This window comes from Leifsonia sp. Y878, from assembly GCF_057669685.1.
On the sequence record NZ_JBYHFS010000003.1, the window covers coordinates 414,791 to 427,970 of the forward strand.

The window sequence follows — 13,180 nt, forward strand, 5'->3', positions numbered from 1 at the left end:
CGCTATTCCTCGTCGTCGAACCGTGCCCGCGCCCGCTCCACCTCGGACATGTTCGCCGTCGTCCAGCGCAGTAGCGCGTCGATGAGCTCGTTGAGCGTGTCGCCAATCGGGGCGACTCGGTACTCGACGGCGAGGGGACGCGTGGTGATCACGACGCGCTCGACCATACCGTTGCGTTCAAGGCGACGCAGCGTAGCGGTGAGCGACTTCTGCCCGATGGCCGGGATCTCGCGGCGCAGCTCGTTGAAACGCAGGGGATGGCCGCACAGCACATCGAGTACCTGCAGTGACCACTTGTCGAGAACCTGGTCGAGCAGTTCGCGGTGCGGTTCATCGACCAGGAGCAGGGCAGCGTCGGCGTGGGAGGTTTCGTTCATGACACCTAGTCTCGTTGAAGTTCCCTTCGTGCACCAGGTAGACATGGGGTACCTACTCGCTCGAACTAAGGAAACCTATGACCGTGCAGCTGCTATCCCCTGAGGGCATGATCCAGCCCGTGCCTTACGCCCACGTCTCCGTCGCGACGGGTACCCGCCATGTGCACGTCGCTGGACAGGTCGGCCGGGACCCCGACACCGACTACATGGCGGACGACTTGGCCGGGCAGGTCGCCCAGACGCTGCGTAATACCGCCCGCGGGCTCGCCGGAGCGGGTGCGACGTTCGCCGACGTCGTGCGCCTGCGCTTCTTTGCCACCCAGTGGTCGCCAGAGAAGATGGGCGACTTCATGGCAGGCGTCGAACTCGTGGCCCAGGAACTCGGTCTGCCTCAGCCGATGCCGCCGGCATCGCTCATCGGTGTCGACATTCTGTTCGAACCCGACGTGCTCGTCGAACTCGAGGCATACGCCGTACTTGACTGAGCCGTCGCCTCGTCGCCTGCTCCACGTCTTGCCGCGGTAACGCTTCTGGCTGGTGCGTCATACCCAGCGCACGCACGGTGCTCGCGTAGTCTGCACCTCGGCCATCAGTGCGACGGGACGGCGTGCTGGGAGAACGTGCCATCAGGCGCCCACCGTACGGCGACATCAACATAGAGCGGGCTGTGTGGGTTGTCCCCGCCGGCAAACTTCGCGACGACCCTGCTCATCAGCCAGAGCCCGTTCTGCTGGAGCACGCGCAAGCTCGCGCACGCAGAGCTGATGCCCTGGTAGCCGTCGAGGATGACCAGGCAATAGTCATCCGTTTCCCGCTGCACGGCGTAGACCCCGTATCCGCCCGGCTGCCGCACCGTGCCGAACACACTCCTGATCGATTCGTTGACGAAACCCCGCCCGAGGTTCAACGTCTCGCCGCCCGGGAGCCCAGCGGGCTGGTCGAAGACCTGCAGCACGTCGCTCGCGCTGCCGGGTGGCTGCGGGGAGCCCGTGGTCTCGAAGGCGGCGAACATATTCGACACGGCGGCCGTGCTTGTCCCTGGCTGATCGAGCATGCCCTTCAACCACACCCCAGCGATAAGGCCAGCCACGATTCCGACGCAGGCGCCGATCGCCACGAGGACGCTCGTGGCCGGCCGCTTCCGCCATCGCGTGTTCGGGGGTGATTCTGGCGGCGTTTCTGGGGGCGAGGCCGGGGGTGAGCGCTGGCCCCAGCGGTGCGTCGGATCAGCCAGGCTTGTTGTAGCGAGGGCAGGGTCGGGGGAAGTGTCGAGGTCAGCGTCTGCGTTAGCGCGAGGGTTAGCGCGAGTGTCAGCGTCGGGTGGCACAGCCGTTCCGGTGTCCGCCGCCGGGTGATCCCGCATCCGCTCGAGGAGGGCATCGAGCGCTGCCTCATCGTCGGCCAGTTCCTGGAGCAGCACCCTGAGCTTGTGCTCCGATTTCGTCATCCGCACGCTGTACCCGGTGTGGTACGTGACCTCGATCAGGGGTTCCGTCTCGTTTCGGCGAGAGAACACCGCGGCCTGCAGGCTCGCGAGGTGCGACGCCGGGTCCGGCACCTGCCGTGGAGAGGTCGTGAGCGGATGCGCGGCCCACCAGAGCGCGTCGAGTACGTCATGGCGCCCGGCATACTCGGTGCGTAGCCGAACCAGCAGTTGCGCATTGGCTTGCGCAGCCGACCACAATTCTTCGGCCTCTGATGCCCGCATCACTGAGTGAAAACCGTCCGTTACGGTGAAGATTACTCCGCCTTTTGCATACGAGTAGGAGGCAGAATAGAACATGCCTAACCGACTTGCAGAGGCCATCAGCCCGTACCTGCGTTCGCATGCCGACAATCCGGTCGACTGGTTCGGCTGGGGCGAAGAGGCATTCGCCGAAGCTGCCCGGCGCGACGTTCCGGTGCTCGTCTCCATCGGGTACTCGACCTGTCACTGGTGTCACGTGATGGCCAGGGAATCCTTCAGCGACCCGGCAATTGCCGAGTACTTGAATGACCATTTCGTGAGTATCAAGGTCGACAGGGAAGAGCATCCTGATGTCGATGCCAGCTATCTGGCCGCGGCCAGCGCCTTCACGCCAGAGTTGGGGTGGCCACTCAACGTCTTCGTGACACCACAGGGCAAGGCCTTTTTCGCCGGCACCTATTTCCCGCCGGCGCCATCGTTCGGGCGCCCCTCGTTCCCGCAGGTGCTCGAAGCCGTCACCGAGACCTGGACGAACCAGCGAGTCGCCGTCGAGGCCAGCGCCGATCAGATCGCCGCTGCGATTGCCGATGCGGCCGGCCAGCTGAGCGGATCGACGGAGCCGCTGCCGACTGATACAGAGTTCCAGGCGGCGGTCGACGAACTCATCGCCTACGAAGACCAGACGCATGGTGGATTCGACGGTGCCCCCAAGTTTCCCGTGGCGCCTGCTCTTGGCTTCCTGCTCAGCGCGTCCTCATCGTCGGGAACGGAACTGGCGTTGCGCACGCTGAAGCGAATGGGGGCGTCGCCGCTCCGTGACCCGGTCGAGGGCGGATTCTTCCGCTACGCCGTGCGGGCGGACTGGAGCGAACCGCACTACGAGCGGATGCTCTACGACAACGCGCAGCTGCTCGATCTCTACACTCGCGCCTGGCAACTGACCGGCGAGGAGTGGGCGCGCATCGTCGCGACCGGAATCACGCGCTTCCTGACCGACGTGATGCAGCTGCCGAGCGGCGGTTTCGCCAGCGCACAAGACTCGGAGAGCACGGTCAACGGCCAGCGCACAGAGGGTGGGTACTACTCACTCGAAGCGGATGACCGCGCCGTGGAAACCCCGCCGGCCCTCGACGAGAAAGTGCTCACCGGCTGGAACGGACTGGCGATCGGTGCGCTGGCGCGTGCTGGATTCGTGTTCGGAGACGACACAGCAACATCCGCTGCCCGCTCGACCGCCGACTACCTCATCGCGCACCATCTGCTGGCTGACAGGCAGCTGGTGCGTGCCTCCGTTGGCCAGCGACTCTCTGCGGCGCGGGCGACGCTGGAGGACTACGGCATGTTCGCACGGGGCCTCCTCGAGCTGGCGATGGTGACGGGGCAGTCGCGATACGCCACGATTGCGCGGGACCTTGTTGACAGCACTCTAGGTTCAGCCACCGACACGGGCACCGACGCTGACGCTGCCACGGAAGCTGATGCGGGCACCGGCCCTGGATCGCAGCCGCACGCCGCGGTGTTCGCACCTCCGCATGGCGCCGACCCGATCCTGGTCGGGCAGAGGCTCGCTGTGCAGATCGATCCATCTGAGGGGGCTTACCCGTCTGGCATCAGCGCGCTGGCCGATGCATGCCGGCTGCTCTACGAGCTGACGGAGGAGCAGCGCTACCGGGAGGCCGCAGAGGCCGGCCTCGCAGCGCTGGCCGCGATCGCCCCAGAGCGCCCGCTGGCGTTCGGTGCCGCACTTGGCGTCATGGCGCGGCTGGTCGTTCCTCCCCGGCAGCTCGTGGTGGTGTCTCCGAATGCAGAGGCAGCCAGTGCAGATCCTCGCGGGCTCCTCGGCCACCTGCGCAACCCCGTCGGCCAGACCGGCGCACCGGCATCCGCTAGCGCATCGGCATCGGCTGGCGCATCGGCATCCGCTGCCGTGTCGCTGGCCACGGTCACCGCGGTCATCGTGACCGAAGCCCAGGCGAAAGACTGGGTGGCGGCGGGATTCGAGCTGGTCGCCGGTCGCACCGCTCTCGAGGGGATGCCGACGGCCTATCTGTGCCACAACTTCGTGTGCCGGGTACCGGTCACCGACCCCACTGAGTGGGTGCGCGGGTTGGCGGCGGGGGACGCTGACAGCACAATGGAGAGATGAGCGACGTACAGATTAAGCGGATTTACGACGACCTGAGCCCGGAGGACGGCTGCCGCGTGCTGGTCGATCGACTCTGGCCGCGCGGCGTGCGCAAGGAAGACGCGCACCTTGACGCCTGGGTGAAGGACGTGGCACCCAGTCCTGAGCTCCGCACGTGGTGGAACCACGATCCAGACCGGATGGACGAGTTCGCGACGCGATATAGAGCCGAGCTCACCGAGAACCCGGACAGCGTCGCAGCCGTCGCCGCGCTGGTGGGTCTCATCGCGCAGAACGACGCGGCGAAGCGGCCGACGACGCTGTTGTATGCGGCGCATGATCCACGGGTAAATCACGCCAGGATCCTGGCTGAATTCCTGAACGAATAGATTCGGACTGGCCCCCGAATGGGCCACGAAAAACCACGCTCTCAGAACGTGCATGGAAGCAGCAATCTGCGGCGTAGACTGTGCCAAGCGCCACCATTGATCTTCTGGCGATTTCCACCGGGGGGCTGGGAATCGCAGAACCCCTCGCCCGGCGCCGACGTTCACCATCGAACGCACATTCTTCGGCACAGAACACTGTGCCCTACTCACGTGATTCCACTTCCAGGAGGACCATGGCACCCATCGATCGATCAGACGACATCTCGCCTCAGGGCGACGGCGACGGCTTCCGCAAGGCTGATGCTGCGAGCACTGACACAGCTGCGATCCCGGTACTGTCCCTCAGTCGTGAACCGGAACTTGTGCTGGTGGCAACGGATGCCAGAACTCGCCGGTTCGATCGAGACGATGTCGTCGTGCGGAAGGGTGAGATCACCCTGTCGCAGGGGCATTTCACGCCACACGAGTCGATGGTCAGTGACCTGGTTGCCGTACACGACGCGCTGACGCGTGCCGGCATCGAATTCCTGCTCGTCAGGGGCGACGGCGGCCGGCTGGTCATCGCCGTCAATCGGTCAGCGCGCAAGAAGATCACCCGCGTGCTCGCCGAGGAGTTCGCCAACGAGCCGTTCTACGTGCGTCCGGTCACCATCGAGCCGAACGGTGACACGCACACTGACGACACCGGATCGGCGCTCCTCGCCGACGACGGGCTGCTCACGTACCGTTCAGCCAACGTCTTCCGGGTGTATCGCCCCCGGATCGAGCCGATCGGTCGCCTGCGCTACGGCGCGGACACCGCCTTCCAATTTGAACTGTGGCGCTTTGGCGAAGACGAGATCATCGCCCCCGTCGAGAACGCGCTGATGCGGCTTCGGCTGCCTCGCTCAGAGGCCCGCGAGACCACGATCGACCTGCACGGTCGCACGTGGCGCACCTTCCAGAGCATGTTCGACGACCTCGCCAGCGACGTCAGCTTCGACATCGACCTCGTCTTCTCCTGGGTCGACGGGTCATCCAGCGATTTCCAGCGCGAACGCGCCAAGCGGATGCAGGCATACGTAGTGGGAGAGGGTGACGACTCCGACGCCCGCTTCCGTCAGATCGACGAGCTGAAGTACGCGCTGCGCAGCGTGTACCTGTTCGCGCCGTGGATCCGTCGAATCTTCATCGCGACGGACTCGCCAGCACCGGCATGGCTGGCCGACCACCCGCGGGTCACCATCATGCGCAGTGAAGAGTTCTTCGCCGATCCGAGCGTGCTCCCAACGCACAACTCGCACGCCGTGGAAAGCCAGCTGCACAACATCCCCGGCCTGGCGGAGCACTTCCTCTACTCGAACGACGACATGTTCTTCGGTCGTCCGATCGGGCCAGACCTGTTCTTCTCTCCCGGCGGCATCTCCAAGTTCATCGAAGCGTCAACGCGCATCGGCCTCGGCGAGAACCAGCCGGAGCGCAGTGGCTTTGAAAACGCCGCGCGCGTCAACCGCGCACTGCTGCACGAGCGTTTTGGCAAGGTGACCACCCGGCACCTGGAGCACACGGCAGCTCCCATGCGGAAGAGTGTGATGCGCGAGCTGGAGGCCGAGTTCCCCGAGGACTTCGCCCGCACGGCGGCCAGCCGGTTCAGGTCGTCCACCGACATCTCGGTGACGAACTCGCTGTACCACTACTACGGGCTTATGACCGGGCGCGCGGTCGCGCAGACCCAGGCTCGCTCGCTCTATGTTGAAACGACGCTGAAGCGTGCACTGCACCAGATGGATCGTTTGCGGAAGCGGCGCGACCAGGACATGTTCTGCCTGAACGACGGCAGCTTCCCCGAAATCTCCGACGAGGTGCGCCGCGAGGCCGTCACGAGCTTCCTCGACCGCTACTTCCCATTCCCTGCCCCATGGGAGCATGTGGAACAGTCCAGCGCGAGCGGGTTTGCCGATGGCGTGAGCGCACCTGGCCTGGCCAGTGACGACTCTCGTGGCGCCAGCGAGCCCGCAGTGGGCACCGCGGCCAGCGATTCGACGCCGGTCAGTTCACTGCCGATCAGCGTAATACAGGGATAGGCCGGGTCATCGGCGGTTCCCGGAAAACCGGGACCGATCCGGCCGGCAGGATCTGAATTCCGGATGCCGCCAGTCGACGAGTGCTCTCGTCTGCGTCGATGTAGTCGAGAGCCTCGTAGCTGCCGAGCGGAACCACAGAGTGCAGCACCGTGTCGGGGTACACATGCACCAGGTTGAACGCGCGGCCACCGTCGCGACCGCGGGTGCCTCCAACGGGCACGGTGAGATCCTGGGTGTAGCAGGTGGCGGATGCCACGGACACGGGGATTCCCGCGAAGGTCGCAGTGGACGAGTAGTGGAGATGTCCGGCCAGGATGCTGCGGACATCCGTTCCTCGCAGCACCTGGGCGAGCGGGCCCTGATCGCGCAGTTCGACGGACACCGCCAGGTCGAGCACGCTCGGGATCGGGGGGTGGTGCATGACCAGGATGGAACCGTCGATCGCTGGAACGGCAAGCACGTCATCGAGCCACTCGAGCTGGGCAGGCGTGACCTCGCCGTGGTGCGCGCCAGGAACAGTCGAGTCGAGCGTGATGATGCGCAGGCCGTTGATCTCTGTGACGCTGTCGACGGGGGTTGTCGTCGGACCTTGGTCGAGCAGCCCGGTGCGGAACGCGGCGCGGTCGTCGTGGTTTCCCATCACCCAGATCACCTGGGCGCCGAGGCGTTTGGCAACGGGGTCGACGATCGCTCGTAGTTCGTCGTAGGCGCCTGGCTCGCCGCGATCGGCAAGATCACCGGTGAAGATGATCGCCTCTGGACGGCTCCCCGATGATTCGACAGCGGCGAAGAGTTCAACCAGGTGTCGCGTGCTGTCCACCGTGTTGTAGAGGCGATTGCCCCCTGCAAGAAGGTGCGTATCACTGAGGTGGATGAGAAAGTGGTCCGGCCTGGGGTATTCGGCCGTTCGCATGCTCACGAAGATTCCATTCGTTGTCACGTGCACACTCTGCGCGGATGCACTAACGGTACTGCCGATATTCGAACACGGGTAGTTGAACATCCGGTGTACGCCACGCGCAGTGCGCCTGTACGCCTGCTGCACTGTGTGCGTCACGCGAAGGCGCACTGTGTGTCTGTCTGACAATGTCAGATCGACACACAGTGCGCTTTCGCGGTGCTGGCAAAGCGGTGCCGGCTACTCGGCGGACTGCGGCTTGTTCTCGCCGACCGAGAGCGCGCCCTCGCTGCTTGAGGTCGTCACCTTCACCTTGCGTGGCTTCGCCCGTTCGCTGACCGGGATGGTGACGCTCAGTACTCCGTTGGCGTAGCTGGCGCTGATCCGCTCAACATCGACGCCTTCGCCGAGTTGGAGCTGGCGCAGGAAGGATCCGGCCTGGCGCTCGCGCGTGATCCACTTGACGCCCTCGTGGTTGGCGAGCGTGCGCTCTGCACGAATGGTGAGGAGCTGACCGTCGACATCGATGTCCACCGAACCAGGATCGATGCCGGGCATGTCGGCGTTCAACAGGTAAACATCGCCGTCGCGGTACAGGTCCATGGGCATCCGGCGCGGCCCAAGTCGGTTGTCGAGCAGTGCGCCCGCGAAACGGTCGATGTCGCGTAGTGGGTCAAAGTTCGCCATTGTCTACTCCCTAGCTCCGGGTCGAGACCCGATTCTCAATCGCATGTCAATAACTTGAGTCGAGGGGACTCAACTATTGACAATTAAACACCGGTGCCGGATGCCTGCCAACGGACACGACGAATTCTCAGTTGGCTTTGAGCGAACGCAAGGCTGCGGCCTGGCCAGCGTCGTCGGACTGCTCGCGCGCCGCCAGAATCTGCTCCACGTTGGCTTCGGCCCACACTCGAATCGCCTGGACGGGTTCGAGCAGTGAGATCCCGAGCGGTGTCAGGGTGTACTCGACGCGCGGGGGAACTTGGGCGAACACTTCCCGGCTGAGCAGGCCGTCGCGCTCCAACGCGCGCAGCGTCTCGGTGAGAACCTTCGGTGTCACGACGCCGATGTCGTTCTTGAGCTGCGAAAAGCGCTTCACCCCCGTGTTCAGCGAGAGCAAGACCTGGAGAGTCCACTTGTCGCCGATGCGACCGAGGATCACGCGGCTCGGACATGACGGCTTGAGGGCGTCGTATGACACGGCGCCTGTGTCATTCGGGATCGCGATGCTATCCAAGGGGTAACCGACTTCCGTTGAAGTATCCAGTATCTAATTCATACTATTGGCGAAAGTGGTCAACAGCACAACGAATCAACACCACAACGACAATCAGAACGGATGCAGGCATGAATATTCTTCTCACCGGTGCCACCGGCTACATCGGCTCGGCGGTTCTTCGACGGCTCCAGCAGAGCGGACACACTGTCACGGCCGTCGTGCGCAGCGACGGGGCAGCCCAAAGAGTCGCGTCCGATGGGGCGACGGCGCTCGTGCACGATGTGACGGATGAGGCGTGGCTGGTCGCCCGCTTGCGTGAGGTCGACGGGGCCATTCACGCTGCAGCCCCCGCGGAGGGCAGCGCCGCAGCGTTTGACGACGCCATCCTGAACGCGGTGATCTCAGCTTTCGGTGGCACCGGAAAACCGTACGTCCACACGGGTGGCATCTGGTCATGGGGCGACAACGCGGCCATCACCGAAGACAGCCCCCTCGATCCGCCAGCACTGACACAGTGGCGAGCTGCACGGGAAGCGCGAGTCCTCGCATCCGCTGTGAGAGCCAGCGTGGTGTCGCCGGCCATCGTCTACGGGAACGGCGGTGGCATCCCGATCAGCATCATCCGCGACGCACCACGCACGCAGAGCGGCGCGCTCACGCTGGTTGGCAACGGAGACCAGCACTGGGCGACAGTGCACGTCGACGACCTCGCCGACCTGTACGTGCGGGCGCTTGAGACATCACCTGGCAACACGCGGTTCGTCGGCGCAAGCGGTGAGAATCCGACGGTGCGGGAACTCGGACGTGCCGTCGTCGGGCCAACGGGCGAGATCGTGCCAGAGAGCGCCGATGCCACCCGCGCGCGGTTGGGAGGCGCGTTCGCCGACGCCCTGTTGCTCGACCAGCAGGCCAGGGGAGACGCGGCCAGGCAACAACTCGGCTGGCGGCCGGCAGCACCATCGCTCATAGCCGAATTGAGCGTGGCCGCGCCGGTGGCTCTCTAGTCGTTCGCCGTCGCGGTGCTGGCTGCCCTAGCCGAAGCACAAAGCACTGCCTAGGCTGTCGGCATGGCTCGCTACGTGCGGTTTGACGAATTCGGTGGCACTGAGGTCTTGCACATCGTGCATGACGATCCGCCGTCGCCTGCGCCAGGAGAAGTGCGCGTGAGCGTTCACTCTGCCGGCCTGAACCCGGTGGACTGGAAGATCTTTCGCGGCGGGCCAACGGCTGCCGCCTATCACGCTGAGCCTCCGTGCGGTAACGGAAATGACTTCGCCGGAGTGATCGATGAGATCGGCACAGGCGTTGTCGATTTCGACCTTGGTGACGAGGTGCTGGGGGGCAAGCGGATGTTCGCCCAGGCCGACTACCTGGTCATCGACGCCGACCAGGTCGTTCGCAAGCCCCCGGCGCTCGGCATGGACGAGGCCGGCGCACTCGATATCGTCGGTAGAACGGCATGGGCGACCGTGCGCTCGCTCGGACTCACCTCCGCCGACACCGTGCTCGTCAGCGCGGCGGCCGGCGGCGTCGGCGTGCTGGCTGCACAACTCGCAAAGCGCACCGGCGCCACCGTCATCGGCACGGCGAGCGAGGCCAACCACGACTTCCTGCGCGGCCTCGGCATCATTCCAGTTGCCTATGGCGAGGGCATGGTCGACCGTATTCGCGCCGTCGCGCCGCACGTCACGGCGGCCCTCGACAACAACGGCCCTTCCAGCATCGACGCGGCACTCAAGCTCGGCGTGCCAGGGCACCGCATCAACACCATCGCTGCGCGTGGCCATCGAACGGATGCTGGAATCCAGGGTGTCGGCGGCGCACAGGCCGGCGTGAGCGAACTGGAGAAGGTGGCGGAACTCATCGCGGCGGGCGATCTCGTATTCCCCATCGACAGCGTCTATCCGTTAGAACGCGTGAAAGATGCGTACGCGCACCTGATCGGCGGACATTTGCGGGGCAAGGTCGTTCTGGGCTTGGTCTGACTGGGCCTGGTCTGACTGGGCCTGGTCTGGGCCGCCGCTGGAGGCTGGTGGCTCGATCACCGATTTCGGTGTGCAAAGGTTGAAGGGTGCGCCAGAACCAGACGAACTCGCCGGGACGTTACCTGGTCGCCGCCGTTTGCCTCGTTGCCGCTTTCATCGTGCTCTACGTCTATTTCGTGCGCACGGAGGCCGGGCAGCTCATCGACCAGCTCGCCTACAACGGCGCTGATTTCGGCTGGCGCAGCGTCACCCCGTTCACGCGGCGCATTCTCGATGCGCTGCCGGCAATTTCGGGCATCGTCGGCTTCGTGCTCACCATCGTTATTGCCCTGGTCAGACGCAACTGGATCACCCTGGTCGTCGCGCTTTCTGCGGCTGCAGCGGCTGCCGCCACCACGCAGATCCTGAAGTACGCGATTCTCAGCCGGCCGGACTTCGGTGTTGAGGGCTTCGCCGACAACTCATTCCCTTCGGGGCATACGACGGTTGCCGCGGCATCCGCTCTCGCTGTTTTCCTGGTTTCAAGCGCTCGAACGAGGCCGGCAGTGGCCGGACTCGGCGCCGCCTATACCGTCGTCGCGGGGGTGTCGACGCTGGCCAATCAGTGGCATCGGCCGAGCGACGTGATCGCGGCGCTTCTCGTCGTGGCGTTCTGGGGGTGCGCGGCGGGATTCCTGTTGGCTGTCCTGGTTCCTGGGCGGGCGCCGGTGCGTGCTGCGCGACCAATCGCGTTGCTCATCTGGCTCATCGGGCCGTTCCTGGTGGTCACGGTGATTGCGTTCGTGCTGACGCTGGTCAACTCGGCCAAAGACGACCCGAACACCGTCATCGCGTACATCGGCGGGGTCGCAGCCATCATCGCAGTGGGGTTCTCGCTCGCAGCGATGGCCGTCCGCACGTTCTCGCGCTTGCCCTGACCCCGACCTTTCCGCCGCAGGCCGGTTGCGGGGCAGGTCTACCATCCCGGGAAGTCGCGTGTAACACTGGCCCTATGGTCGTCACGCTCAGAGGGCTGCAGACTGCTGTCCCTCCCACAATTCTCGTGCAGGACCAGGTACGCGACGTGTTCGCCGCGCAGCCTGATCTCAGTCGGCTTGCCCAACGGCTGGTCACCACCTCGTTCAATATGTCGGGTATCGATACCCGGCGAACGGTGATCGAAGAGCTCACGCTCGATGCCCAGGCGGGTGACCATGAGCCGCAGTTCTTCGATCCGGAGACGCGGCGGTTGCTGGTGCCGGGCACCGGCGCGCGCAATGAGCTGTACATCACCGAGGCGACGAAGCTGTTCGTGGAGGCGGGGCGGCTCGCACTCGAGGCGTGCCCCGGCGTGGAGGCCGCCGACATCACGCACGTGGTGACGGTGTCGTGCACGGGCTTCTACGCTCCTGGACCCGACTTCATGCTGGTGCGCGAGCTGGGCCTGAATCCGGCCACCCAGCGCTACCACTTGGGTTTCATGGGCTGCTACGCCTCGATGCCGGCCCTCCGCACAGCCAAGCAGTTCGTCGAGGCCGACCCGAACGCCGTGGTGCTGGTCGTCAGCGCCGAGTTGTGTTCGCTGCACCTTCGCACCTCGAACGATCCAGACACCATCGTCGCCTCGTCGCTGTTCGGCGACGGCGCTGGGGCAGCGATCGTGAGTGGCCGGCATCCGGTTGCGGGGGAGAAGGCGTTCACGCTCGACCATTTCTCGACGGTGATCACGCCGGTCGGTGAGGAGTCGATGGCGTGGAAGATCGGTGATGCCGGCTTCGAAATGGTGTTGAGCTCGTACGTGCCGCACATCATCGACGAACACATCGAGGGTGCGCTCGCGCCGCTGCTCGCCCAGGACGAGGAGCTGTGCGTCTTCGCTGACGCCCTGCGGAACGGCGACGGCGGCCGGGTCGGTGACGACGGCCGGGTCGGTGACGAGGGGCAGAGTGAGCTCGGCGCGAGCCTCGACTCTGGTGCCAGCAGAGCGGATGTCGGCGCGCTGTCCCCGAACGGCGAGGCGACGGCAGACCTGGCGGTCACGGCGCTGCTGCGTGAGGTGCTGGGCGAAACCCCGGGGGCGATTGCGTCCCCTGGCAGCCTGTCAATGGCAGCGGATGCCGATGCCGCGCTCCGCTCTCCCTCGGCCGGCGAGCGGCAGACGGCGACACTGGAACAGCCGTTAGACAGGGCGATCGCGCACTGGGCCATCCACCCAGGCGGACGCAGCATCCTCGACAAGACAGAGGCGAAGCTGGGGCTGAGCGCTGAGCAACTGGTGCCGGCCCGGGAGGTGCTCCGCACCTGGGGAAACATGTCGAGCGCCACCGTGCTGTTCGTGATGAAAGCGATCCTCGAGAGTGACGACACCGTCGAGGGCGATCGCATGTGCGCGATGGCATTCGGCCCGGGGCTGACCGTCGAGAGCGCGTTGATGACCGTCATCGTCGGGTAAGGC

At 65.3% G+C, this 13,180-nt stretch carries 13 protein-coding genes; 8 read left to right on the top strand and 5 right to left on the bottom strand.

Annotated features, from left to right (window positions below):
- Nucleotides 1-2 precede the first annotated feature (2 nt).
- Complete coding sequence (locus AC25Y4_RS13120; protein WP_488120858.1) at nucleotides 3-377, bottom strand: winged helix-turn-helix transcriptional regulator; 375 nt, start codon at nucleotides 375-377, stop codon at nucleotides 3-5.
- A 77-nt stretch (nucleotides 378-454) separates the two neighbouring features.
- Between AC25Y4_RS13120 and AC25Y4_RS13125 the strand changes: the two genes are divergently transcribed.
- Nucleotides 455-862 (top strand): RidA family protein, encoded by a 408-nt coding sequence (locus tag AC25Y4_RS13125; RefSeq protein ID WP_488120859.1) that lies wholly within the window; start codon nucleotides 455-457, stop codon nucleotides 860-862.
- 104 nt (nucleotides 863-966) lie between these two features.
- Here the strand turns inward: AC25Y4_RS13125 and AC25Y4_RS13130 are convergent, their stop codons facing one another.
- Nucleotides 967-2,085 (bottom strand): hypothetical protein, encoded by a 1,119-nt coding sequence (locus tag AC25Y4_RS13130; protein WP_488120860.1) that lies wholly within the window; start codon nucleotides 2,083-2,085, stop codon nucleotides 967-969.
- Nucleotides 2,086-2,158: 73 nt separating this feature from the next.
- Here AC25Y4_RS13130 and AC25Y4_RS13135 point away from each other — a divergent pair, with 73 nt between their 5' ends.
- From AC25Y4_RS13135 to AC25Y4_RS13145, 3 genes are all read left to right on the top strand, one after another.
- Nucleotides 2,159-4,210 (top strand): thioredoxin domain-containing protein, encoded by a 2,052-nt coding sequence (locus tag AC25Y4_RS13135; protein ID WP_488120861.1) that lies wholly within the window; start codon nucleotides 2,159-2,161, stop codon nucleotides 4,208-4,210.
- Complete coding sequence (locus tag AC25Y4_RS13140) at nucleotides 4,207-4,578, top strand: DUF488 domain-containing protein (protein ID WP_488120862.1); 372 nt, start codon at nucleotides 4,207-4,209, stop codon at nucleotides 4,576-4,578. The genes AC25Y4_RS13135 and AC25Y4_RS13140 overlap by 4 nt, the downstream gene beginning before the upstream one ends.
- Before the next feature lie 233 nt (nucleotides 4,579-4,811).
- On the top strand, nucleotides 4,812-6,641 hold the full coding sequence (locus AC25Y4_RS13145; RefSeq protein WP_488120863.1) for a stealth family protein: 1,830 nt from the start codon (nucleotides 4,812-4,814) through the stop codon (nucleotides 6,639-6,641).
- Here AC25Y4_RS13145 and AC25Y4_RS13150 read toward each other — a convergent pair.
- The 3 genes from AC25Y4_RS13150 to AC25Y4_RS13160 form a co-directional block, all read right to left on the bottom strand.
- A complete protein-coding gene (locus AC25Y4_RS13150; protein ID WP_488120907.1) occupies nucleotides 6,622-7,554 on the bottom strand; it encodes a phosphodiesterase in 933 nt (310 codons plus the stop codon). The two genes, AC25Y4_RS13145 and AC25Y4_RS13150, sit on opposite strands and share 20 nt — an antisense overlap.
- 225 nt (nucleotides 7,555-7,779) lie before the next feature.
- Nucleotides 7,780-8,226 (bottom strand): Hsp20/alpha crystallin family protein, encoded by a 447-nt coding sequence (locus AC25Y4_RS13155; protein ID WP_488120864.1) that lies wholly within the window; start codon nucleotides 8,224-8,226, stop codon nucleotides 7,780-7,782.
- A gap of 127 nt (nucleotides 8,227-8,353) precedes the next feature.
- On the bottom strand, nucleotides 8,354-8,779 hold the full coding sequence (locus tag AC25Y4_RS13160) for a winged helix-turn-helix transcriptional regulator (protein WP_488120865.1): 426 nt from the start codon (nucleotides 8,777-8,779) through the stop codon (nucleotides 8,354-8,356).
- Between the two features lie 110 nt (nucleotides 8,780-8,889).
- On the opposite strand from AC25Y4_RS13160, the gene AC25Y4_RS13165 reads away from it, so the two are divergent.
- The 4 genes from AC25Y4_RS13165 (at nucleotide 8,890) to AC25Y4_RS13180 (ending at nucleotide 13,177) form a co-directional block, all read left to right on the top strand.
- Complete coding sequence (locus AC25Y4_RS13165; RefSeq protein WP_488120866.1) at nucleotides 8,890-9,765, top strand: NAD-dependent epimerase/dehydratase family protein; 876 nt, start codon at nucleotides 8,890-8,892, stop codon at nucleotides 9,763-9,765.
- Nucleotides 9,766-9,828: 63 nt separating this feature from the next.
- Nucleotides 9,829-10,746: an NADP-dependent oxidoreductase gene (locus AC25Y4_RS13170; RefSeq protein ID WP_488120867.1), complete on the top strand. Its 918-nt coding sequence runs from the start codon at nucleotides 9,829-9,831 to the stop codon at nucleotides 10,744-10,746.
- Between the two features lie 86 nt (nucleotides 10,747-10,832).
- On the top strand, nucleotides 10,833-11,663 hold the full coding sequence (locus tag AC25Y4_RS13175; RefSeq protein ID WP_488120868.1) for a phosphatase PAP2 family protein: 831 nt from the start codon (nucleotides 10,833-10,835) through the stop codon (nucleotides 11,661-11,663).
- Complete coding sequence (locus AC25Y4_RS13180; RefSeq protein WP_488120908.1) at nucleotides 11,660-13,177, top strand: type III polyketide synthase; 1,518 nt, start codon at nucleotides 11,660-11,662, stop codon at nucleotides 13,175-13,177. Before AC25Y4_RS13175 ends, AC25Y4_RS13180 begins: the two co-directional genes overlap by 4 nt.
- Nucleotides 13,178-13,180 lie beyond the last annotated feature (3 nt).